Source organism: Pseudomonas sp. P4_C8 (assembly GCF_056401975.1).
In genome coordinates, this window is record NZ_JBFUIH010000021.1 from 67,835 (window position 1) to 89,987 (window position 22,153).

Below are 22,153 nucleotides of genomic sequence, written 5' to 3' on the forward strand. Positions count from 1 at the left end.
GTCTGGTAGGACGTTTAGTGTTCCGCTGCTTCGCTCGTTGAAGCAACATTTGGCAATACGGGAAGTTACGCACACGGCTTCGGGACTCTTCTTACATCATTTCCATCCGCGCGTTGTTAGCGTTCCTGGCTCCTGCGAATCGCTCGGACCAGGCTCGGTCGGGTGTCGCAATGTTTTTTCTTTCAGCTCAAGGATGAGCTAACAAAGCAAAAGGATAAGCGCATGTTCGCACCCGCTAATACCCCTCAATTCACCCTTGTGATCCCAACGGTTCGCAACGATTTCAAAGTGCTGGCATTTGAAGGCACTGAAACCATCAGCGCCTTGTATTCCATTAAGGTCGATCTGGTCAGCGAGGACCCGGATATCGATCTGGAGAGCCTGCTCAACCAACCTGCATTTTTGCAATTCGGCCTTAACGGCGAAGGCATTCATGGCCACATCGTAGAGGTGTCCGTGGGCGATCCTGGCAAGCGCCTGACCCGCTATAGCGTGAGCCTGGCACCGGCGCTGTACTGCTTGCAGTTCAGCCACGATCAGCGGATTTTCCAGGGCCAGACGGTGCCGCAAATCATCGCTCAGGTACTCGAGGGGCATGGCATCCAGGCCGATGCGTTTACCTTCCACGTCAAGACAGGTCCCAAGCGCGAATACTGCACGCAATACCGCGAAAATGATTTCGAGTTCGTCCGGCGCCTGTGCGCCGAGGACGGCATCGCGTGGCATCACCAGCATTCTCGGGAAGGCCATTTTCTGGTGTTCACCGACGACCAGACCTGCTTTCCCAAGCTGGGCGAAACGCCGTATCGGCAAGACTCCGGCATGGTGGCGGAGCATCCGGTGGTCAGTCAGTTATCCCTGGGTTTCAGCACCCGCCCCAGCATAGTCACCCGCCGCGACTACGACCTGAACCGCCCCAGTCGGTTGCTGGAAACTCGCTTTACCGCTGAGTTCAGTCCCGAGCTTGAAGACTATGGTTACCCGCTCTATTTGGAAAGTGAAAAACTCGGTAAACAACTGGCCCGACAGGCACTGGAACGGCACCGAGTCGATTATCAGTTGGCGGAAGGTGAAAGCGACCAGCCAACTCTGCGCAGTGGCCACTTTTTCGGGCTGAGGGAACACCCACACGAAACGTACAACGATCTATGGCTGCTGCTCAGTGTTACCCATTCTGGAAAGCAGCCTTCGGTGCTCGAAGAGTCAGTCACAAACTCCACCGAACCCGAGGACGGTTTTACCCAGGGCTACCAGAACAGCTTTAGCGCGATTCCGTGGGACGTGTTTTATCAGCCACCAATGCCGGCACCGAGGCCGATGCTGAACTGCCAGACCGCTCGCGTCACCGGACCTGTCGGTGAAGAGATCTACTGCGATGAATACGGTCGCGTCAAAATCGAACACCATTGGGACAGAGCTGAGTACAACAGCGAAAAAAGCAGTTGCTGGGTGCGGGTGGCGTCCGGCTGGGCGGGGGACAATTTTGGCACGGTGACCATTCCGCGTATTGGCATGGAAGTCCTCGTCACCTACCTCGAAGGCAATCCCGATAATCCGCTGATAACCGGCTGCCTGATCAACAAGGTCATGCCCGCGCCCTACCCCTTGCCCGAGAACAAAACCAAAACTGTGCTGCGCAGCCAAAGCTCCCCCAGCACAGGCGGTTACAACGAACTGTCGATTGAAGACCGCGCCGGGCAGGAGTTGATTTACCTGCGGGCGCAGCGGGATATGGAGCAGAAGGTCGTAAATGACAGTCGGCTGGAGGTAGGCCATGAGCGTCGCGTCACCATCAAGGGTGACCGTATTACGGTGCTGGGGGCTGAAGAGCACCTCACTGTGACGTCGGATCGAAAAATCCAGGTCAGCAGCAACGACTACCTGCATGTCTCTGGCGACAGCCACACAAGAGCCGATGAAACGCTGGTTGTCGAAGCCGGTGAGCACGTGCACATCAAAGCAGGCACACACCTTGTGATAGATGCGGGTGAGAGCCTTTCCATAAAGGTCGGCGGTCAGCACATCGTGCTCAACGCCGACGGTATTTTCAGTAGTAGCGCGATTGAGGTCGGCGGCTCTCCAAAGCCGGGTTCGGCGGCACATACGTTACTGCAGGGGGCAGCGGCGGGGTTGTTGGTATCTGTCGCACCTGAGCCGCCGCCATCAGAAGAAAATGAAACGGATGAGTTGGAGGAAGAGGAGGAAGAAGTCGAGGAAGAAGGGATTACTTTGCGGATCGGGGTGTTTTTTGATGGGACCGGGAATAACCGATCCAACAGTGAAATGGCGGCTGGATGTTATGCGCGGGATGTGAATCTGGTGGAGGAAGCTGAGGATATTCAGCGGTTTTGTCAGGCGCATGGGTATGACGGTTTGGGGAACACGCCGGATGATAGTTATGGGAATGACATCAGCAATGTGGCGAAGCTGTATGACCTCTACGCCGATGACCGATATCGGCAATTGGCTGCAGAGGAAACCATTGGCTACATTCCGGTTTATTTAGAAGGCATTGGTACTAGCAGTGGTGAAGGGGATTCACGTTTTTCACTAGCAACCGGCGTCGGTGCACACGGCGTATTGGCGCGGGTTGCGCAGAGTCCAGCGCTTATTCTTGAAAGGGCCGAGCAGTTCAAGCGATCTAATCCTGATCGAAAGGTTGAACGTGTCGAGTTCGACATCTTCGGTTTCAGTCGCGGTGCCGCAGCTGCAAGGCATTTTGCCAATGAAGTACAGAAAGGAGAAAAGAATCCATTGGCAGCGCTGCTACCAGCCGACGCGACGTTGTTTACCGAGGACTTTTCCTGGCGCACCAACACCGATGTCTCCATCAACTTTATCGGCATCTTCGACTCCGTTGCCGCTGTAGCCAACATGGCTGAAGGTGACTTTAGCGCCCACGACGCCAACAATCCCGGTGTCAACTTGTGTCTAGCGCCCGATGTGGCGAAAAAGGTCGTGCATTTGGTGGCGGGGGACGAGCGCCGTCATAACTTCTCACTCAACAGCGCCGGCGCTGCTGATATCAAGCTGCCCGGCGCCCACTCCGACCTGGGTGGTGGGTATCTGCCGAACCTCATTGAACGAGTTCTGCTTAGCAAGCCGCGCTGCAGCCGCGATATGGACCTTCACGTGCCTTCCACAGCGTCACCCGCCTATCGTTCGGCTGATCAGGAGCTAGGTCGCCTTCAGGATCAACTTAACCTGTATGGGCTTCCACTGGAGGTGCAAACCTGGACCGTGGAGGTAACCAACAACGCAAAAGGCGACAGGTCCAAGTCGAAAAATGTGTATGCAGCCGTGCGCAGCCAGCGAACTGTGCGCAATGATCTGGCGTTGGTTTACCTGCGAATCATGCGCGAGTTGGGGGCCAGGCACGACGTCCCGTTCAAGGTTATTGACGAAGAGGATCAAACATACGCACTACCGACAGAGCTGAAATCAATTGCCGAAAAACTCATGGCTTACGCGTTAGGCGCCACTCGCCAAATGAGCCTGAGCCTCGACGAAGAGGAGTTGCTCTACCGCCGCTACATCCATCTGTCTGCCAACTGGAATGCCGCCAAAGGCTGGAACAACAGCGATCTGAACATCGTGTTTATTGATCGACCTGCCGAAAACTATAAACGCGTGGTGCATCCCGATGCATAGGAGCTCACCCTTGCTTAAGTCCGGCTTTGCGTTGCTATTTGTGTTGTTGGGAGGATGTGCGTCTGTCGAGAGCAGATCACTACCTTATGACGCGTGGAGCCTTGATTTTTTTAACCCCGACTATATGGAGGTCTGGATTGAAACCGCTGACGTCTTGGACATCAATGACCATGTGTTCCGGGGTGCCGGTAGCGGAATCCCCTCGACTGGCTATCCCCGGGGGCTAAGTAAAGGCATTCCAGCTGTCTTCAAGGGCGATGCAAAGGGGTGGTTTGAAGATCCAACAGGAAAGGGGCGATATGTAACGGGGGCTGACCTGCCTCGTTTGGTCTATGTGCGCTGGCAGTCCATGGCCGAACCGCAGACCTACTGGGTCTACATCGAGATCCCCGAATCTGCGCGGGACACCATGCTCAAGGCTGAAAACGCTTATTGCGGTGCGGTAGGCAAATGGAAAACCGATTACCGAAAATTTTTGACTATCGGTTTGGCGCCAGGAGGAATCGCCAAAGTGTGGTTGGGTGGGGCTTGTCTTAAATCGACCGAAGTCACCCGAGTCCAAGGCAAGATCCATCCCAAAGGCCCCTACGGGGGCACGTCCAACGGGAAACATCGCCCGCTTGAAGAAGAGTCCAAAGCCTACATCGATAAATTCGGCATTCCCTATGGCTCCTGGTAACCCATGAACTATCACCAGAAACATCGACCGGAGGGACTTTCCATCCATAAGTCCGCATCTCTGTTTAAAGCAGGCTGTGCAGTAGCGCTGGTGCTCTTTTTAGGCGGATGCGCCAAAGACCATCGCAGATCATTACCGTATGACGATTGGAGTCTTAATTTTTTTAACCCCGACTATATGGAGGTCTGGATTGAAACCGCTGACGTCGTGGACATCAATGACCATGTGTTCCGGGGTGCCGGTCGCGGAATCCCTTCGACTGGCTATCCCCGAGGGCTTAGCAAAGGCATACCGGCTCACTTCAAGGGCGATGCGACGGGGTGGTATGAGCATCCGAAAGGAAAAGGTCGATTTGTAAGGGGAGCCGATCTGCCACGTTTAGTCTACGTACGCTGGCAGTCCATGGCCGAACCGCAGACTTATGAGGCGTACATCGAGATCCCCGAATCGGCGCGAAACACCATGCTTGAGGGTGAAAAAACCTTCTGCCGCGCAGACGGCAAATGGATAACGGATTACCGAGACATGCTGATAGTAGGCTTGGCGCCTGGAGGAGTCGCCAAGGTTTGGCTGGGCGGCCAATGCTTATTGTCGACTGAGGTCATCCGCGTCCAAGGCACGATAAATCCCAAAGGCCCCTACGGGGGCACGTCCAACGGAAAACATAGGCCCCTCTCAGAAGAGTCCAAAGCCTACATCGACAAGTTCGGCATTCCCTATGGCTCCTGGTAACCCATGAACTATCACCAAAAACTTCGACCGAAGGGACTTTCCATCCATAAGTCCGTATCTCTGTTTAAAGCAGGCTGTGCAATAGCGTTTGTGCTCATTTTGGGCGGATGCGCCAAAGACCATCACAGATCGTTACCTTACGACGCTTGGAGCCTGAATTTTTTTACGCCCGACTATATGGAAGCCTGGATCGAAACTGCGGATGTCGTTGATATCAATGAGCGGCTGTTCCGGGGTGCGGGCAGCGGCATACCCGCTATGGGGTATCCACGCGCGCTGAGCAAAGGCGTACCGTCTGAGTTCAGAGGTAAACCAGCGGGGTGGCGAGAAAATCCAGGAGGAAAGGGTCGGCATGTAACGGGCGCTGATCTGCCCCGTCTGGTGTACGTACGCTGGCAGTCTTTGGCCGAACCACAAACCTATGAAGCCTACATCGAGATTACTGAATCAGTCAGACAGTTAATGCGTAAACGCGAGGACGTATTTTGCGCATTTGACGGCAAGGTCATAACGGACTATCGAGAACTGCTGGTGGTGGGCTTGGCCCCTGGAGGTATTGCCAAAGTCTGGATAGAAGGATCCTGTCTGACGGCGATCGAGGTCACCCGTGTCCAAGGCACGATCAGCCCGGAAGGCCCATACAGGGGACAGTCAGGCGGTGCCTATTACCCCCTTTTGGAGGAGTCCAAAGCCTATATCGACAAATTCGGCATTCCCTATGGCAGTTGGTAGGAATGCCAACATTTCCGATGGTTAAACACCGCCCGACAGCGCCCGTTTAAAACGCCTCAAGGTTACGTCCTGCAAGCTACAACACCTTGCGCCGTTGCCTACGGCTACGCCAGAATCCGCCGGCTTGTGCGCCTTGGGGCCGGTCGGTAACTTGGTTCCCGTCACTGCCCATCAGTGATCGGGTTTAGTCGCCCGCTGGTAATTGAAGTTGCACAAGCTTCCGTCAGACAGGTATCTCTTACCTGCATTTGATGGTGGCTGTGCGCAGGGCACCTTCGGGTGCGCCGGCTTCTTCAATTCCCCGGTCCGACTAACCTGCGTACAGCTGCCACCCCTTCGTTTAGTCGGCGAAGTAGTGTCAGCATCACTCAAGGAATTGAAGATCATGTTCAAGGTCACACCCAACCCACCGGACACCGATCCGGTCTCCCCCTACAGCCCCGATTCAAACAAACTCAACGACGCCGCCGAGCGCACCCTCGACCACCACTTCCCGCCAGCCAAGCCGAAACCGCCAAAACGCAAAGGCCAACTCTTCAGCGTTTGCCCGGACATCAACACTGATGCGCTGCTCGCCAATGCCTCGGAAGACTCTCGGTCCATCAGCGCCATCGCCGCCGAACTCGCCGACGATGTGGAGGGCCCACAACGCTCCGTAGCCTTGGCGCTCAGCCGCATGGCCGACGGGGTGCATTTGTTGGTAGAACGAGCGCTGGATGACCTCGACGAGCCGGAAATGGCGGCGATTCTTGCCAGGAAACAGAGCAAAGTCAGCTAACTCACCAAGTAATAAGCAACCCCGATGGGGCTCTCCCAACCGGTCGGAGTTTTTCTCGTGAGGGTGCCCAGCACACAGCTGGAAGCACAAAACCAACACAGTTATCTTCCCTGTTTCCGGGACGCATGTAGGATGCGTCCGGTTTGGTGTCCTTGGGTTTGTAGTACCCCTCTACCTCGGTACTTTGCACAAGCACACTCAATGTTGAGCCGGTGCGGTACATCGTGCATGGAAGCGCGCCAATAAACAGGGAGTTCAATCAGATCATGTCTACTCGATACAATAAAAAATGGACCGTGTCCTTTGGGTGCTATTGGGTTGCCATGTTCACGCTCGTAGCCAGCGCCACTGTTCGGGCTGAAATGTGCAGCGGTCCTAACTGCAAATTAGCTAGTGGCCCCCTTGAGTACTCGGCAATAACTGGATTTTGGTTGATCTTCACAACGGTCGGGCCGCTTTTTTCGACGGCCGACGCCTCTGAAGATAGCTCTTCACAACACTACACCCAGGCCGTGAAAGACGATGCCGCAGCTTATGTCGCTACCGACGGCGATGTAGATGGGCCCATGCTTGAAGCTGCATGGCGCACGTACTTGAAGCAGCACCCTAAAAGTCAAGTAAGCAAGAAGAATTTTGCCCATATGGTACTGACTCACAGCGCGATCAATTCAAAGCCTCCTAACCACCCATAAAAAAATGGGCACCCAACCTCGTTGGCGTGCCCATTTTTTATCCCGCTTACCCGCTAGGCGGGCAGTCGGCGCGTGTTACGGATTAACGCTGTCTTTCAACGATTTGCCTGGCTTGAAGGCAACAGTGTTGCTGGCCTTGATTTTGACGGGCTCACCGGTTTGCGGGTTTTTGCCGGTGCGGGCACCGCGATGGCGTTGCAGGAAGGTACCGAAGCCCACCAGCGTGACGCTGTCCTTGCGATGCAGAGCGCCGGTGATTTCTTCGAGAACGGCGTTGAGAACGCGGTTGGCCTGCTCTTTGGTGAGGTCTGCTTTTTCAGCAATTGCAGCGGCGAGTTCTGGTTTACGCATTTAGTGAAGCCCCTTTGACGGTTTTTTGTTGTTATGTCCGTGCTGTTCTCGTTGGAACAGCGCCCAAGGTGCCGCAGATGCTCTACTCTGCGGCAGACGGGAATGAGGATGGCACGCACGGAAGAGCCGCGCCAGTATCGGCGCGTGCTTTGTAGGGACAAAAGCGGGGTGATTCCGACAGAACGACCGCTATTTACGCCAGCAGTGCCGGAAGCTCTTTGTTGAGGGCCAGTTTTTCCATGACGGCCGTGCCTGTCAGGGCATAACCGAGCAGTTTTCCGCTGGCATCGCGGCATAACACTTTGATGTCGGCGCCCTGCCCTTCGACCGTCCAGACGCCCTCGCTGCCCCGTGGTGGCGGTGATACCACCAACGGACACACCGGGGTTTTCACGGTGATTGGCATCGGGCCGTAGTTCACTGGCGTAGCGTTTCCAGCCAGAGTCTGGGCCAGCGCTCTTGCGCAGCTCATCAGTGGCATGACGTACAGCAAATTCAGTCCATCGACCTCGGCGCAATCGCCCAGCGCGTAGATATTGTCATGGGAGGTTTTCAAGTGACGGTCGACCACCACGCCACGATTGACTTGCACACCGGCCGCGGCCGCCAGATCGATACGCGGGCGCAGGCCAATGGCCGAGACCACGACGTCGCAAGGGATTACCTGTCCGTCGGACAGATGCGCTTCCAGGCCATCCGCCACGCGCTGCAAGCGATTGAGCACCGGCCCGAGGTGGAATCGGGCACCGAGGCTTTCCAGCCCGGCCTGGACGGCAGCCGCCGCTGCCGGGTGCAACAGGGTCGGCATGACCTGCTCGCACGGTGCAACCAGTTGCACCTCGTAGCCGCCCAGGCTCAGGTCATTGGCGAACTCGCAGCCAATCAGGCCGGCCCCGAGCAGTAAAACCCGACGCTTACCGGCCGCCGCTGCGCGAAAGCGCGCGTAGTCTTCCAGATCGTTGATCGGGAACACGCAATCCGACGCGTCGCCTTCGATTGGCACCCGCACGGTTTCCGCGCCCCAGGCCAGAATCAGGTCACGGTAAAACACCGCTTCCTCACCGATCCACAAGCGCTTGTGGCCCGGATCGATGCCACTGATGCGCGTGTGCGTGCGCACTTCGGCTTTCAACGTTTCGGCCATGGCGCCGGGTTCGGCCATGCTCAGGCCGTCGGCGTCTTTGTTTTTGCCGAAGCCGGTGGAAAGCATCGGCTTGGAGTAGGAGCGCCCGTCATCGGCGGTAATCAGGAGCAACGGGGTTTCGCTATCGAGCTTGCGAAACTCACGGGCCAGGTTGTAACCGGCCAGCCCGGTACCGACGATCACGACAGGTGCGTTCATTCCTTACTCCTCTAATTGTTTTAAGCAGCGATTTCGATCATTTCGAAATCCATCTTGCCCACGCCGCAGTCCGGGCACAGCCAGTCTTCCGGCACGTCTTGCCACAGTGTGCCCGGCGCAATGCCGTCGTCCGGCCAGCCGTCGGCTTCGTTATAGATCAGGCCACAGACCACACATTGCCACTTTTTCATTGGGTTCATCCTCAGGATTCAGGCGTATTGCCGGCGCGAACGGTCGATGGTTGCAGCGCTGCCGTCCGGCTCAGGGCGTTTTGTACTGATCGTGCCCGGCAGATGCAAGCCTGTTCGGCGCAATGGCGACCCCGGTCAATCAAATTCGCTGGCTGACATGGTAAGCTCGCCGCCTCATTTGCTGCCAATAATGACTCACTGTGCCGCACTCAATATCCTCGCTGTGGCTCACCCAAAGCCAACTCACGCCCCTCCCCGACGCGTCTACCCTCGACTGGCTGTTCGACGAAGGCTCCCTGACCCGACGGTTTATCCGTTTGTCGAATGACCGTTTCAGCGTCACGCCGCTGTTTGAAGGCTGGCAACCGCTGCGCGCCGATGAATGTGTTGCATTGGATCTGGCCGAAGGCAGCGAGGGCTGGGTGCGCGAGGTGTATTTGCGCGGCCACGGCGAGGCGTGGGTGTTTGCCCGCAGCGTGGCGGCACGCAGTGCGTTACAGGGCGATGGGTTGCACATGGACGAATTGGGCAGCCGCTCGCTGGGGGAATTGCTGTTTTGCGATCACGCGTTCCAGCGCCGCGCTATCGAGGTTTGTCACTATCCTCAGGCATGGCTGCCGCAGGAGTGCCGGGCACCTGAGCTGTGGGGCCGGCGCTCGCGTTTCGACCGTGGCGCCTTGAGCGTACTGGTGGCCGAAATCTTCCTGCCGACCTTGTGGAACGCCACCCGCGCCCATCCGGAGAACTGCTGATGTACCAGAGCCTGCTGAAGTCCTTGAACCGCTTGAATCCACGGGCCTGGGATTTCATTCAGCTGACGCGCATGGACAAGCCGATCGGCATTTATCTGCTGCTGTGGCCGACACTCTGGGCGCTATGGATTGCAGGGAAAGGCTCGCCGTCGCTGGCCAACGTTGTGATTTTCGTTTTGGGCGTGATTCTGACCCGCGCCGGTGGCTGCGTGATCAATGACTGGGCGGATCGCAAGGTCGACGGACATGTCAAACGCACCGCGCAACGGCCCCTGGCTAGCGGCAAGATCAGTTCGAAAGAAGCGTTGGTATTCTTTGCGCTGTTGATGGGCGTGAGTTTCCTGCTGGTGCTGTGCACCAACGCGCCGACGATCTGGCTGTCGCTGGGCGGGTTGGCGCTGGCGTTCACCTATCCGTTCATGAAGCGCTACACCTACTACCCGCAAGTGGTGCTGGGCGCCGCGTTTTCCTGGGGGATGCCGATGGCGTTCACCGCCGAAACCGGTGAACTGCCGGCCGTTGCGTGGCTGCTGTGGATTGCCAACCTGTTGTGGACCGTGGGTTACGACACGTATTACGCGATGACTGACCGCGATGACGACCTGAGGATCGGCGTGAAGTCCACGGCGATTCTGTTTGGCGATGCAGACCGGGTGATCATCCTGACCTTGCAAGGCTTGGCGCTGGGCTGCTTGTTGCTGGCCGGGTCGAAGTTCGAGCTCGGTGGCTGGTTTCACCTCGGCTTGTTGGCAGCGGCGGGCTGTTTCGCGTGGGAATTCTGGTACACCCGCGACCGGGACCGGATGCGTTGTTTCAAGGCGTTTTTGCACAATCACTGGGCCGGATTGGCGATCTTTATCGGGATTGTCCTGGATTACGCACTGCGTTGATTTGTAGCAGCTGGCGCAGCCTGCGTCCGGCTGCGCAGCAGTCGTAAAGCCTGCTCACGCGGTGATTCAGATGTACCGCGCAGGCAAGATTCACGACTGCTGCGCAGCCGGACGCAGGCTGCGCCAGCTGCTACGGGGTTGCAATCCCTTGAGGTTCGCAACATCCGTTACATATGCTCGCGGACGGCGTGCCAAACATCTTTCATCTTGTCACCCTTCATTTCTCCCGGTGCCTTGTCCTTCTGGAAGTAGTAAAGCGGCTTGCCATCGTAGGCCCACTGCATCTTGCCATCGTCACGCTTGATGACTGTCCATTTACCTTCAGCCTTGGCACCCGCCGGCGCCATCATTGGCGGCCAGTATTCGGCGCACTCGCCGTTGCACATCGACTTGCCGCCCGCGTCCTTGTCGTACGTGTACACAGTCATGCCCTTGTGATCGACCATCATGCCGTCTTTCATCATCGCCGGCTCGGCCGCGAATGCCATGGTCGGCAAGGAAAACGCCGCAGCCAACAGCAGGGCTTTAATGGAATGCGAGTATTGTTTCATGGAAACCTTCCTCTTGTGGTTGTCAGGATTCGGAATTAGAGCTTAGTTCAGGATCATGACAATCGCCGGCCAACTAAAATACTGTCACACGACTGCAATAATTCCGTTATCTAATGCGGCGCAAGACAGTTAAATGACAAGAGGACTAAGGCATGGTTGGCAGGAGCATTCTGATCGTCGACGACGAAGCGCCCATTCGCGAAATGATCGCCGTTGCGTTGGAAATGGCCGGCTATGACTGCCTGGAGGCCGAGAACTCTCAGCAGGCCCATGCCATCATCGTTGATCGCAAGCCGGACTTGATCCTGCTCGACTGGATGCTGCCCGGCACCTCCGGTATCGAGTTGGCACGTCGTCTCAAGCGCGATGAGCTGACCGGGGACATCCCGATCATCATGCTCACCGCCAAGGGCGAAGAGGACAACAAGATCCAGGGCCTGGAAGTCGGCGCTGACGACTACATCACCAAACCGTTTTCACCGCGTGAGCTGGTGGCACGCCTCAAAGCCGTATTGCGCCGTGCCGGCCCAACCGATGGCGAAGCGCCGATTGAAGTCGGCGGCTTGCTGCTGGACCCGATCAGCCACCGCGTGACCATCGACGGCAAACCGGCCGAAATGGGCCCGACCGAATACCGCCTGCTGCAATTTTTCATGACCCACCAGGAACGTGCCTATACACGTGGCCAGTTGCTGGATCAGGTCTGGGGCGGCAATGTGTATGTCGAAGAGCGCACCGTCGACGTGCATATCCGCCGTCTGCGCAAAGCCCTCGGCGATGCTTATGAAAATCTGGTACAAACCGTGCGCGGTACAGGCTACCGGTTTTCCACCAAGGCCTGATACTGCCCTTACCCGCCCGACAAGCCGACAAGCCGACAAGGACGCATGTTTCCGTGAACCAAAACTGGCATGGCACCCTGATTCGCCACATGCTGTTACTGGTCACCGGTTGCCTGGTGATCGGCCTGATTACCGGCTACTACGGCTGGAGCCTCGCCGCAGGGCTGGGCCTTTACCTGGGCTGGACCCTCAAGCAACTGCTGCGTTTGCACGAATGGTTGCGCCTGCACACTCCCGATGAAGCACCGCCCGATGGCTATGGCCTGTGGGGCGAGGTGTTCGACAGCATCTATCACCTGCAACGCCGCGACCAACGGGTACGTGGGCGTCTGCAAGCGGTGATCGACCGGGTCCAGGAGTCCACCGCCGCGCTGAAAGACGCGGTGATCATGCTCGACAGCGACGGCAACCTGGAATGGTGGAACCGCGCCGCCGAAACCCTGCTCGGCCTCAAGACCCCGCAAGACAGCGGTCAGCCGGTGACCAACCTGGTGCGCCATCCGCGCTTCAAGGAATATTTCGAGCAGGACAGCTACGCCGAACCGCTGGAAATCCCGTCGCCGACCAATGATCGCGTGCGCATTCAGCTGTACATCACGCGCTACGGCAACAATGAACACTTGATGCTGGTGCGCGACGTCACGCGCATTCATCAGCTGGAACAAATGCGCAAAGACTTCATCGCCAACGTCTCCCATGAGTTGCGCACGCCGCTGACGGTGATCTGCGGCTACCTGGAAACCTTGCTCGACAACGCCGAGGAGGTGAATCCGCGCTGGACCCGCGCCTTGCAGCAAATGCAGCAACAAGGCGGGCGCATGCAGACGCTGCTCAATGACTTGCTGTTGCTGGCCAAGCTGGAAGCCACCGATTACCCGTCGGACAACCAGCCTGTGGTGATTGACGGCTTGTTGCAGTCAATCAAGAGCGACGCCCAGCAGTTGTCTGCCCAGAAAAACCAACACATCACGCTTGAAGCCGACCCGAGGATTTTGCTCAAGGGCAGCGAAGCCGAACTGCGCAGTGCGTTTTCCAACCTGGTGTTCAACGCGGTGAAATACACCCCGGCCGAAGGCAATATCCGCATTCGCTGGTGGGCCGACGAGAAAGGCGCACATCTGAGCGTGCAGGACTCCGGGATCGGCATCGACAGCAAACACCTGCCGCGCCTGACCGAACGTTTCTACCGGGTCGACTCCAGCCGCAATTCCAACACCGGCGGCACCGGCCTGGGCCTGGCCATCGTCAAACACGTGTTGCTGCGCCACCGAGCGCGGATGGAAATCAGCAGTGTGCCGGGGCATGGCAGTACGTTTACCTGCCACTTTGCGCCGGCGCAGGTGACCAAATTGCAGGTCCTCAAGACCGCCGACTGATACCGGCCAGCACAGGCCACTAGGCAATCGCCGAGTCAGCCGCTACATTGGCTGACTTGTGCCTGCCCTTCAGGCACCGCATTTATCCCCTTTTATAAATATACGGAACCCGCAAAACTCCATCATGGACCCTTCCCCTGGCTTGACCCTCGCAACAATATTCGCCGATTTCGGCATGATTCTTTTTGCTCTGATCCTGGTTTTGCTCAACGGATTTTTCGTTGCGGCCGAATTTGCCATGGTCAAACTGCGCTCGACCCGGGTTGAGGCCATCGCTGACAAAAACGGCTGGCGCGGGCATATCCTGCGCACCGTTCACAGTCAGCTCGATGCCTACCTGTCGGCGTGCCAGCTGGGTATCACCCTCGCCTCCCTCGGCCTTGGCTGGGTCGGTGAACCAGCGTTCGCGCACATCCTCGAACCGATACTTGAAGCGGTCGGCGTGCAGTCGGCCGAAGTGATCAAAGGCGTATCGTTCTTCGCCGCGTTCTTTGTCATTTCGTACCTGCACATCGTCGTCGGCGAGTTGGCCCCGAAATCCTGGGCCATCCGCAAACCCGAGCTGCTGTCGCTGTGGACCGCCGTGCCGCTGTACCTGTTCTACTGGGCCATGTACCCGGCGATCTACTTACTGAACGCCAGCGCCAACACCATCCTGCGCATCGCCGGCCAAGGTGAACCCGGCCCTCATCACGAGCACCATTACAGCCGTGAAGAACTGAAACTGATCCTGCACTCCAGCCGTGGCCAGGACCCAAGCGACCAAGGCATGCGTGTATTGGCCTCGGCCGTGGAAATGGGCGAGCTGGAAGTGGTCGACTGGGCCAACTCCCGGGAAGACCTGGTGACGCTGGAGTTCAACGCGCCGCTCAAGGAAATCCTGGCGATGTTCCGTCGCCACAAGTTCAGCCGCTACCCGGTGTACGACAGCGAACGTCAGGAGTTCGTCGGCCTGCTGCACATCAAGGACCTGCTGCTGGAGCTGGCGGCGCTGGACCACATCCCGGAATCGTTCAACCTGGCTGAACTGACCCGTCCGCTGGAGCGAGTATCGCGGCACCTGCCGCTGTCGCAATTGCTGGAACAGTTCCGCAAGGGCGGTTCGCACTTCGCCGTGGTGGAAGAGGCCGATGGCAACATCATCGGCTACCTGACCATGGAAGACGTACTGGAAGTGCTGGTCGGCGACATTCAGGACGAACATCGCAAGGCCGAGCGCGGGATCCTCGCGTACCAGCCGGGCAAACTGCTGGTGCGCGGTGATACGCCGCTGTTCAAGGTCGAACGCCTGCTGGGCATCGATCTGGATCACGTCGAAGCCGAAACCCTCGCCGGGCTGGTCTACGAAAGCCTGAAGCGCGTGCCGGAAGAGGAAGAAGTGCTGGAAGTCGAAGGTCTGCGGATCATCATCAAGAAAATGAAAGGGCCGAAGATCATATTGGCCAAAGTGTTGATGCTGGATTGATCTACTGATCTGGATCCGCGTCGATTCCATCGCGAGCAGGCTCGCTCCCACAGGGGAATGCTTTTCAAATGTGGGAGCGAGCCTGCTCGCGATAGCGTCAGAACAGGCAACACATCACTGCTTGCCCAACACAAAGTTGGGCAAGACCCCTACCGGTTGTTTGAACTGGTACGGAATCGACACCAGCCCCAGTCCCGTATTGCGTTGCACCACGAAATGCAGGTGTGGCCCGGTGCTGTTGCCGGTATTGCCCGACAACCCCAATGCACTGCCCACCGTCACCTGCTGCCCCTCGCGCACACAGACCGAACCTCGCTTGAGGTGCAAATACACGCCCATGGTCCCGTCGTTGTGCAGTACCCGTACAAAATTGCCCGACGGATTAGTGCCGCGCCCGCTCTGCCCACTCTCCGTTTTCACTACCACCCCGCCACGCGCCGCGATGATCGGCGTGCCCTCCGGCATGACGATGTCCATGGCGTAGCGATTCTTCGGCCCGAAGTGACTGTATTGACCATTGGCGCCCTGGCTCACGCGAAACGGACCGCCCCGCCAGGGCAGCGGGTATCGATAGCCCACGGCGGCCCCTGAGGGGTCGCCCAAGGAATACTTGAACCTTGGGGTGTACACCAACGGCCTGCCAGCCTGCTTCGCTGTGAGCTGCGCTACACGAATGCTGCTGCGCGCCGGCAAGACCTTGCGAATAGGTCGACCCGGTGCGCCGCTGACGTTCTTCAACCCGGTGAAATCCAACCCGATCTCTACCGGTGCATACAGGTTATTGCGCACGTACACGCTGTGCACGCCGTCCTTCTTCATGAACACGAGGTACACCTGACGCTCAAGGTGCTCGTCCATGCGATCCCGAAAGACGAACACCTTTGCGCCTTTGGTGGGGCGGTCACTGTAGGAGACCACGCCATAGGCGTTGGTGGACTTGTAGACCGTCATGGCCATCGCCGAGGTGGCGGCCATGAACAGCCCACAAAAAAACAGCAGTCGCGTGAACATGGGCAGGATTCTGTCGAGTAAGGCCTTGGATTGAGCCTAGCAGCTGCAATGGACCCGGGTAGTCGGCAGATGTTTCAAATCAGGCAGCGCCACGCTCCTATTGGAAGTTCGCGAGTGTCCCTGCGACAGGCAAATCGCCGGGACACTGACCGCAAAAACGCCAGGATGATTAGTCCGCCTCCACGTACAATTTGTTTACTGGCGAGCCGACGGTGCCGCCCGTCTGTCGCTCAACAACAGCCATAAATGTTACGTTGCTTCCCGCCAACAGCGTAAACGGGATCGGCAAATTGAACGGTTTATACCCTTGGGCAATATCTCCGCTTGTTACCGGAAGGCGAAAGATAAATTCACCCCGAAAATGATCGCTAACAAAAATGAAAGTGGCGACATCACCTTCACTGCAACCTTGTGTTGGAACCTGCATCGGGATTTTGCCGCCTTCATCAGTTTTCACCAGCCGCGCGGGTTTGGCTAAAATTAATTCCTCCGGCAGCCAATACTTTGCCGTAGGCATTCCCAATTCGCCTTCTACTTCAAGCCTTACGAGCTTTGATGTCCAGGTGCCCCGATTAGAATGCACGGTGTAAATAAAATGAACATGACCGTTCTTGTTCGGTACCAGAAACGCCGAGCCGACCGGAATGACAATATCTTCTTTGCTGTGATCTGCCTGAAGAATCCGGTATTCCACGAAGCAGGCGTCACTGTTGGAGCCGACCCAGTAAACGGAAACGGCTGCGTTTTTCTCCAATGACAATGCCGCTTTTATTCGCAGGTTTACGCCTCGCGATACTGCCGAAACTGGAATAACCCCATCTACGGCTTCATCGACTAGCGGCCTATACAACCACCCCTCCACCGAATAATAGGTGGGGGGTGAAAAGCTGTGCTCGGGCGGGAATCCCAAATACCTATACTGCAGATCTAGTTTTCCACTAAACCCCAACGCTTGGTCAGGCGGAAGGGCAGCAACGATATCTTGATTCTCTGCTTGGATAGTTCCCCGCAAATTATGACCGACACCCTCATCCGAAGAAGAAAGGAAGATATATTCGCCCCCCACTTCCATGCCCTCAACAAACGGAAAGCGAAGGGTCAGGCCATTTTCAAGACTGGAATAACTGATTTTTCCATCCACTGCTTCGTCGATTGAAGCCGGACGCAGAGGCTCCCGTCGCTCTCCAAAAGCCTCAACGATCCTGTTCCGCTCTTGCAACATGACTTGCTTGGTCATATCCAACTCCGCTCCATAGCGTCGCCACGATTTGTGGTGATCCCGGCCTACGCTACAGAGACACTGCGAATCCTTAACCTGTAAGAAATACCAGTTGCGACAAACGGCTCCCCACGCATTTTCATGCGGGAATCAAGTGAGACCAACGGTTGGGCGGAAGAGAAGGAAATCAAGGAGCGGATTGGGAATCCGATACGGAAAAAGGCATCCACCACCCGCGTTGTTCGAGAACAGCGTCGGGGGGCGATCTTTCATACAGGAAGAAGCTTACGCCCCCGGTATGAAATGCTTCTGCGCAGTACCACGGGCAATCAGGCGCGAGATGTAGTCGAGTTTCTGTGCGTCCTGATCCACAAAGCGGAAGGTCAATTGCAACCAGTCGCTGTCGGGTTTCGGCTCGTGGGCGACGACCGCGTGCAGATAGCCGTTGAGGCGGGCGACTTCAGCGTTCTCGCCCTGCTCCAGGTCGAGCACGGCGCTGTCGAGGATCTGTGGCAGCGTGTCGGTGCGCTTAACCACCAGCAGCGCTTCCTTGATGCTCAAGGCCTTGATCACGCATTGCTGGATGCCACTTGGCAAACGCAGCTGGCCTTGGCCGCGCCCGCTGGCAGGCGATGCGGCGGCCGCGGCCTTGACCGGCGGGCTGTTGAGCAAGCCACGAGACGGTGCCGCAGTTGGAGCAGGTGCGACCACGGCAGGTTTGCCACCGGTCAATGCACTCAGGGTATCACCGCCGAAGGCCGAGTTCATTTTGGGCGGCGTACTGCTCATCAGGGCGTCCAGTTTGCCGACCTTGTTCAGCGCCTGCTTGACCTTGGTCAGCAGTTGTTCGTTGGTGAACGGCTTGCTGACGTAGCCGGAAACGCCGGCCTGAATCGCCTGCACCACGTTCTCTTTGTCGCCACGGCTGGTCACCATCACGAAAGGCATGGTTTTGAGGTGGTCTTGCTCGCGGCACCAGGTGAGCAGTTCCAGGCCAGACATCTCCGGCATTTCCCAGTCGCACAGGACCAGGTCGAACGTTTCCTTGGCCAGCAGGGCCTGAGCCTTCCTGCCGTTGATGGCATCTTCCGTGCGGATGCCCGGAAAGACGTTACGCAGGCATTTTTTTACCAGGTCACGAATGAACGCTGCATCGTCCACCACCAACACGCTGATCTTGCTCATCCACTATCCCTCGAAAAAACCCGGCAAGCCTACCGTTTTGCTGATGGCACATTGCCAAAAATCTTCAGTCACATCTTCAGTCACGCCGGGACTTTTCGTTCGCGGGTGCTGCTTCCAACGTCAAAAGCCACACACAAAAACGCCCGGCCAAAGGACCGGGCGTTTTTCTTGGGCAGTCTTACTTATCGTCAGCTTTGCCCGGAACATTAGCGGTTTCGCCGCTTGTTCCTTCAACTTCTTCTTTCATGCGTTTGAGGCCCAGGTGACGCACGTCGGTGCCGCGCACCAGGTAAATCACCAGTTCCGAGATATTGCGCGCGTGGTCGCCGATCCGTTCCAGCGAACGCAAAACCCAGATAATGCTCAAGACCCGCGAGATAGAGCGTGGGTCTTCCATCATGTAGGTCGCCAGCTCACGCAGGGCGGTCTTGTATTCGCGGTCGATGATCTTGTCGTACTGCGCCACCGACAGCGCCAGGTCGGCGTCGAAGCGGGCAAATGCATCCAGTGCGTCACGCACCATGTTGCGCACCTGGTCGCCGATGTGACGAACTTCGACGTAACCGCGCGGCGCTTCGCCTTCTTCGCACAGCTGAATGGCGCGGCGGGCGATTTTGGTCGCTTCGTCACCGATGCGCTCAAGGTCGATCACCGACTTGGAGATGCTGATGATCAGACGCAAGTCAGACGCCGCCGGCTGACGACGAGCCAGAATGCGCAGGCACTCTTCGTCGATGTTGCGTTCCATCTGGTTGATCTGGTCGTCGATCTCGCGAACCTGCTGGGCCAGACCGGAGTCGGCTTCGATCAGCGCGGTCACCGCGTCGTTGACCTGCTTTTCCACCAGCCCGCCCATGGCCAGGAGGTGGCTGCGCACTTCCTCCAGTTCGGCGTTGAACTGCGCGGAAATATGGTGGGTAAGGCCTTCTTTACTAATCATGTTGGCGTCCTTGGAGCGTCCGGTAAGGTGCGGTGGGCCGCAGCGTCAGTTCAGTGAGCAACCACAGGCTTCCTAGCCGTAACGACCGGTGATGTAGTCTTCGGTCTGCTTCTTCGCCGGATTGGTGAACAGGGTGTCGGTGTCGCCGAATTCCACCAGTTTGCCCATGTACATGAACGCCGTGTAGTCGGAAACCCGCGCGGCCTGTTGCATGTTGTGGGTCACGATGACGATGGTGAACTTCGATTTAAGTTCGTAGATCAGCTCTTCGACTTTCAACGTCGAAATCGGGTCGAGTGCCGAGCACGGTTCGTCGAGCAGCAGCACTTCCGGTTCTACGGCGATGGTGCGCGCGATCACCAGACGTTGCTGCTGACCACCGGACAGACCCAGTGCCGACTCATGCAGACGGTCTTTGACTTCGTCCCACAGCGCCGCGCCTTTCAACGCCCACTCGACGGCTTCGTCGAGAATGCGCTTCTTGTTGATGCCCTGGATGCGCAGGCCGTACACCACGTTTTCATAGATGGTTTTCGGGAACGGGTTGGGCTTCTGGAACACCATGCCGACGCGACGACGCAGCTCGGCCACGTCTTCGCCTTTACGGTAGATGTTGTTGCCGTAGAGGTTGATCTCGCCTTCGACACGGCAGCCGTCAACCAGGTCGTTCATGCGGTTGAAGGTGCGCAGCAGCGTGGATTTACCGCAGCCGGACGGGCCGATGAAGGCGGTCACGCGCTGTTTCGGGATGTTCATGCTGACGTCGTACAGCGCTTGTTTGTCGCCGTAGAACAAGCTCAGTCCCGGCACTTCAATGGCCACGGTTTCCTGCTCAAGACTCAGGCTCTGTTTGTCGCGACCCAATGCCGACATGTTGATGCCGTGGGTATGTGCTTCGTGCTGCATGGGAGGCTCCCTGTGCTAACAAATTCGGTTCGTTTAACCCCTGGCCTGATACTCAGGCCAGGGGCTTACTCAAAATCTTTGTCTGACGCCGTTTCCCTGTAGGAGCTGGCTTGCCAGCGAAGCTTTTGGCGTCAGTGAGTACGCCTTCGCTGGCAAGCCAGCTCCTACACAGGGTCGGCGGCGATTAGCTATCCAGCGCTTTGTATTTTTCGCGCAGGTGGTTTCGAATGTATACGGCCGACAGGTTGAGCGTGGCGATCACCAGCACCAGCAACAGCGCCGTGGCGTACACCAGCGGCCGTGCGGCTTCGACGTTCGGGCTCTGGAAGCCGACGTCATAAATGTGGAAGCCCAGGTGCATGATCTTCTGATCGAGGTGAAGGTACGGGTAGTTACCATCCAGCGGCAGCGACGGCGCCAGTTTCACCACACCCACCAGCATCAACGGCGCTACTTCACCGGCGGCGCGTGCCACGGCGAGGATCATGCCGGTCATCATCGCCGGGCTGGCCATCGGCAGCACGATCTTCCACAAGGTTTCAGCCTTGGTGGCGCCGAGGGCCAAAGAGCCTTCACGCACGGTGCGAGGAATCCGCGCCAGACCTTCTTCGGTGGCCACGATCACCACCGGTACTGCCAGCAATGCCAGCGTCAGGGAAGCCCAAAGCAGACCCGGCGTACCGAAGGTCGGCGCCGGCAACGCTTCAGGGAAGAACAAGCGGTCAACCGAGCCGCCGAGTACATAGACAAAGAAGCCCAGACCGAACACGCCGTAAACGATGGCCGGAACGCCGGCCAGGTTGTTCACCGCGATGCGGATAATTCGAGTCAGCGCGTTCTGCTTGGCGTACTCACGCAGGTAAACCGCCGCCAGCACGCCAAATGGCGTCACGATCATCGCCATGATCAACGTCATCATCACGGTGCCGAAAATCGCCGGGAAGATCCCGCCTTCAGTGTTCGCTTCACGCGGGTCGTCGGACAGGAATTCCCAGACCTTGCTGAAGTAGAAGCCGATCTTGGTCATCGTGCCCATGGCGTTCGGCTGGTAGGCGTGAACCACTTTGCCGATGCTGATTTCGACTTCTTTGCCGTTCGCATCGCGGGCCGTGAGGCTGTCGCGGTTGAACTGGGCGTGCAAGTCATTCAGACGGGCTTCGATATCTTGATAACGTGCATTCAGCTCAGCGCGTTCGGCATCCATGTCTGCTTGCGCAGCGGCGTCGAGGTGGCCGGCCAGTTCCAGTTTGCGGCCGTGCAGACGAATGCGTTCCAGACCCGCGTTGATCGCGCCGATGTCGACCTTTTCCAGGGTCTTGAGCTGTGCCGCGAGCTTGTTCACACGATCAACACGCGCCTGCAGTTCCGGCCAGGCCGCTTCGCCTTCAGCGATGACTTTGCCGTCCTGTTTGACGTTGACCAGGTAACCGTAGAAGTTGCCCCATTCGCGACGCTCGATGGTCATCAGCTCAGGTGGCGTCTTTTGGTTGGTCAGCCACTCGCCGACGATCCAGGTGAAGTCATTGCCGTTCAAGTCACGGTTGCCGACCTTGATCAGCTCACGCGTCATGAACTCCGGGCCCTGATCGGGCACCGGCAGACCAGCGCTTTTCAGGCGCTCACGCGGCACTTCTTCCTTCTGTACCACTTCACCAATGACCAGGTGATTGGCCTGACCCGGCACGTCATAGCTGGCGTGAATCAAATCCGCCGGCCAGAAGTGACCCAGACCGCGCACGGCAATCACCGCCAGCAGGCCAATGGTCATGATGACCGCGATGGACACCGCGCCACCGCTGATCCAGACGCCGGGGGCGCCGCTCTTGAACCATCCTTTCAGGGAGTTCTGTTTCACAGACTTCTACCTT

21 protein-coding genes are annotated in these 22,153 nt (G+C 57.6%); 11 read left to right on the forward strand and 10 right to left on the reverse strand.

The window, feature by feature from the left end; translation table 11 throughout:
- The first annotated feature begins 222 nt into the window (after positions 1–222).
- The 6 genes from tssI to AC1DWM_RS15075 all read left to right on the forward strand — a co-directional run bounded on the left by tssI (position 223) and on the right by AC1DWM_RS15075 (position 7,264).
- The gene (gene tssI / locus AC1DWM_RS15050) at positions 223–3,651 is read left to right on the forward strand and encodes a type VI secretion system tip protein TssI/VgrG (RefSeq protein WP_477795530.1); all 3,429 of its coding nucleotides are present in this window, start codon (positions 223–225) and stop codon (positions 3,649–3,651) included.
- A complete protein-coding gene (locus AC1DWM_RS15055) occupies positions 3,644–4,330 on the forward strand; it encodes a DUF2931 family protein (RefSeq protein WP_477795531.1) in 687 nt (228 codons plus the stop codon). The genes tssI and AC1DWM_RS15055 overlap by 8 nt, the downstream gene beginning before the upstream one ends.
- A gap of 3 nt (positions 4,331–4,333) precedes the next feature.
- A complete protein-coding gene (locus tag AC1DWM_RS15060) occupies positions 4,334–5,062 on the forward strand; it encodes a DUF2931 family protein (RefSeq protein WP_477795532.1) in 729 nt (242 codons plus the stop codon).
- 3 nt (positions 5,063–5,065) lie between these two features.
- A complete protein-coding gene (locus AC1DWM_RS15065; protein ID WP_477795533.1) occupies positions 5,066–5,794 on the forward strand; it encodes a DUF2931 family protein in 729 nt (242 codons plus the stop codon).
- 385 nt (positions 5,795–6,179) lie between these two features.
- On the forward strand, positions 6,180–6,572 hold the full coding sequence (locus AC1DWM_RS15070) for a DUF6124 family protein (RefSeq protein WP_477795534.1): 393 nt from the start codon (positions 6,180–6,182) through the stop codon (positions 6,570–6,572).
- A gap of 323 nt (positions 6,573–6,895) precedes the next feature.
- On the forward strand, positions 6,896–7,264 hold the full coding sequence (locus tag AC1DWM_RS15075; protein WP_477795535.1) for a DUF2388 domain-containing protein: 369 nt from the start codon (positions 6,896–6,898) through the stop codon (positions 7,262–7,264).
- 75 nt (positions 7,265–7,339) lie between these two features.
- Here AC1DWM_RS15075 and AC1DWM_RS15080 read toward each other — a convergent pair whose 3' ends face one another.
- From AC1DWM_RS15080 to AC1DWM_RS15090, 3 genes are all read right to left on the reverse strand, one after another.
- Positions 7,340–7,615, reverse strand: a complete 276-nt coding sequence (locus AC1DWM_RS15080; RefSeq protein WP_003213368.1) for an HU family DNA-binding protein — start codon at positions 7,613–7,615, stop codon at positions 7,340–7,342.
- 193 nt (positions 7,616–7,808) lie between these two features.
- The gene (locus AC1DWM_RS15085; RefSeq protein WP_477795536.1) at positions 7,809–8,957 is read right to left on the reverse strand and encodes an NAD(P)/FAD-dependent oxidoreductase; all 1,149 of its coding nucleotides are present in this window, start codon (positions 8,955–8,957) and stop codon (positions 7,809–7,811) included.
- A gap of 20 nt (positions 8,958–8,977) precedes the next feature.
- Positions 8,978–9,148, reverse strand: a complete 171-nt coding sequence (locus AC1DWM_RS15090; RefSeq protein ID WP_007942683.1) for a rubredoxin — start codon at positions 9,146–9,148, stop codon at positions 8,978–8,980.
- A gap of 200 nt (positions 9,149–9,348) precedes the next feature.
- On the opposite strand from AC1DWM_RS15090, the gene AC1DWM_RS15095 reads away from it, so the two are divergent.
- Positions 9,349–9,900, forward strand: coding sequence for a chorismate--pyruvate lyase family protein (locus AC1DWM_RS15095; protein WP_477795537.1), 552 nt, complete (start codon positions 9,349–9,351; stop codon positions 9,898–9,900).
- Complete coding sequence (ubiA, locus tag AC1DWM_RS15100; protein ID WP_477795538.1) at positions 9,900–10,790, forward strand: 4-hydroxybenzoate octaprenyltransferase; 891 nt, start codon at positions 9,900–9,902, stop codon at positions 10,788–10,790. Before AC1DWM_RS15095 ends, ubiA begins: the two co-directional genes overlap by 1 nt.
- Positions 10,791–10,957: 167 nt before the next feature.
- Here the strand turns inward: ubiA and AC1DWM_RS15105 are convergent, their stop codons facing one another.
- Positions 10,958–11,341 (reverse strand): COG4315 family predicted lipoprotein, encoded by a 384-nt coding sequence (locus tag AC1DWM_RS15105; protein WP_223521235.1) that lies wholly within the window; start codon positions 11,339–11,341, stop codon positions 10,958–10,960.
- Between the two features lie 152 nt (positions 11,342–11,493).
- Between AC1DWM_RS15105 and phoB the strand changes: the two genes are divergently transcribed.
- The 3 genes from phoB to AC1DWM_RS15120 all read left to right on the forward strand — a co-directional run bounded on the left by phoB (position 11,494) and on the right by AC1DWM_RS15120 (position 15,024).
- Entirely contained in the window at positions 11,494–12,183 is a 690-nt protein-coding gene (gene phoB, locus AC1DWM_RS15110) for a phosphate regulon transcriptional regulator PhoB (protein WP_007896474.1), read from the forward strand.
- An 89-nt stretch (positions 12,184–12,272) separates the two neighbouring features.
- Complete coding sequence (gene phoR, locus AC1DWM_RS15115; RefSeq protein WP_477795548.1) at positions 12,273–13,559, forward strand: phosphate regulon sensor histidine kinase PhoR; 1,287 nt, start codon at positions 12,273–12,275, stop codon at positions 13,557–13,559.
- Positions 13,560–13,683: 124 nt separating this feature from the next.
- Complete coding sequence (locus tag AC1DWM_RS15120; protein WP_223521237.1) at positions 13,684–15,024, forward strand: hemolysin family protein; 1,341 nt, start codon at positions 13,684–13,686, stop codon at positions 15,022–15,024.
- A 114-nt stretch (positions 15,025–15,138) separates the two neighbouring features.
- Here AC1DWM_RS15120 and AC1DWM_RS15125 read toward each other — a convergent pair whose 3' ends face one another.
- From AC1DWM_RS15125 to pstA, 6 genes are all read right to left on the reverse strand, one after another.
- Positions 15,139–16,035, reverse strand: coding sequence for a peptidoglycan DD-metalloendopeptidase family protein (locus AC1DWM_RS15125; RefSeq protein WP_223521238.1), 897 nt, complete (start codon positions 16,033–16,035; stop codon positions 15,139–15,141).
- Between the two features lie 169 nt (positions 16,036–16,204).
- Positions 16,205–17,272 carry a hypothetical protein gene (locus AC1DWM_RS15130; RefSeq protein WP_477795539.1) on the reverse strand — a complete coding sequence of 356 codons (1,068 nt, stop codon included), beginning with the start codon at positions 17,270–17,272 and terminating at the stop codon, positions 16,205–16,207.
- A gap of 267 nt (positions 17,273–17,539) precedes the next feature.
- Positions 17,540–18,439, reverse strand: coding sequence for a response regulator (locus AC1DWM_RS15135; RefSeq protein ID WP_477795540.1), 900 nt, complete (start codon positions 18,437–18,439; stop codon positions 17,540–17,542).
- Between the two features lie 178 nt (positions 18,440–18,617).
- Entirely contained in the window at positions 18,618–19,379 is a 762-nt protein-coding gene (gene phoU / locus AC1DWM_RS15140; RefSeq protein WP_008150055.1) for a phosphate signaling complex protein PhoU, read from the reverse strand.
- Between the two features lie 72 nt (positions 19,380–19,451).
- Complete coding sequence (pstB, locus tag AC1DWM_RS15145) at positions 19,452–20,285, reverse strand: phosphate ABC transporter ATP-binding protein PstB (RefSeq protein ID WP_033059285.1); 834 nt, start codon at positions 20,283–20,285, stop codon at positions 19,452–19,454.
- 184 nt (positions 20,286–20,469) lie between these two features.
- The gene (gene pstA / locus AC1DWM_RS15150) at positions 20,470–22,140 is read right to left on the reverse strand and encodes a phosphate ABC transporter permease PstA (protein WP_477795541.1); all 1,671 of its coding nucleotides are present in this window, start codon (positions 22,138–22,140) and stop codon (positions 20,470–20,472) included.
- Positions 22,141–22,153 lie beyond the last annotated feature (13 nt).

Coding starts and splice junctions, on each gene's coding strand:
- pstB (WP_033059285.1), bottom strand. CDS start 20,285: ATGCAGCACGAAGCACATACCCACGGCATCAACATGTCGGCATTGGGT.
- AC1DWM_RS15085 (WP_477795536.1), bottom strand. CDS start 8,957: ATGAACGCACCTGTCGTGATCGTCGGTACCGGGCTGGCCGGTTACAAC.
- AC1DWM_RS15130 (WP_477795539.1), bottom strand. CDS start 17,272: ATGACCAAGCAAGTCATGTTGCAAGAGCGGAACAGGATCGTTGAGGCT.
- AC1DWM_RS15055 (WP_477795531.1), top strand. CDS start 3,644: ATGCATAGGAGCTCACCCTTGCTTAAGTCCGGCTTTGCGTTGCTATTT.
- AC1DWM_RS15135 (WP_477795540.1), bottom strand. CDS start 18,439: ATGAGCAAGATCAGCGTGTTGGTGGTGGACGATGCAGCGTTCATTCGT.
- AC1DWM_RS15090 (WP_007942683.1), bottom strand. CDS start 9,148: ATGAAAAAGTGGCAATGTGTGGTCTGTGGCCTGATCTATAACGAAGCC.
- AC1DWM_RS15125 (WP_223521238.1), bottom strand. CDS start 16,035: ATGTTCACGCGACTGCTGTTTTTTTGTGGGCTGTTCATGGCCGCCACC.
- AC1DWM_RS15105 (WP_223521235.1), bottom strand. CDS start 11,341: ATGAAACAATACTCGCATTCCATTAAAGCCCTGCTGTTGGCTGCGGCG.
- phoB (WP_007896474.1), top strand. CDS start 11,494: ATGGTTGGCAGGAGCATTCTGATCGTCGACGACGAAGCGCCCATTCGC.
- AC1DWM_RS15075 (WP_477795535.1), top strand. CDS start 6,896: ATGTTCACGCTCGTAGCCAGCGCCACTGTTCGGGCTGAAATGTGCAGC.
- AC1DWM_RS15070 (WP_477795534.1), top strand. CDS start 6,180: ATGTTCAAGGTCACACCCAACCCACCGGACACCGATCCGGTCTCCCCC.
- AC1DWM_RS15065 (WP_477795533.1), top strand. CDS start 5,066: ATGAACTATCACCAAAAACTTCGACCGAAGGGACTTTCCATCCATAAG.
- AC1DWM_RS15080 (WP_003213368.1), bottom strand. CDS start 7,615: ATGCGTAAACCAGAACTCGCCGCTGCAATTGCTGAAAAAGCAGACCTC.
- tssI (WP_477795530.1), top strand. CDS start 223: ATGTTCGCACCCGCTAATACCCCTCAATTCACCCTTGTGATCCCAACG.
- phoU (WP_008150055.1), bottom strand. CDS start 19,379: ATGATTAGTAAAGAAGGCCTTACCCACCATATTTCCGCGCAGTTCAAC.
- ubiA (WP_477795538.1), top strand. CDS start 9,900: ATGTACCAGAGCCTGCTGAAGTCCTTGAACCGCTTGAATCCACGGGCC.
- AC1DWM_RS15060 (WP_477795532.1), top strand. CDS start 4,334: ATGAACTATCACCAGAAACATCGACCGGAGGGACTTTCCATCCATAAG.
- phoR (WP_477795548.1), top strand. CDS start 12,273: ATGCTGTTACTGGTCACCGGTTGCCTGGTGATCGGCCTGATTACCGGC.
- AC1DWM_RS15120 (WP_223521237.1), top strand. CDS start 13,684: ATGGACCCTTCCCCTGGCTTGACCCTCGCAACAATATTCGCCGATTTC.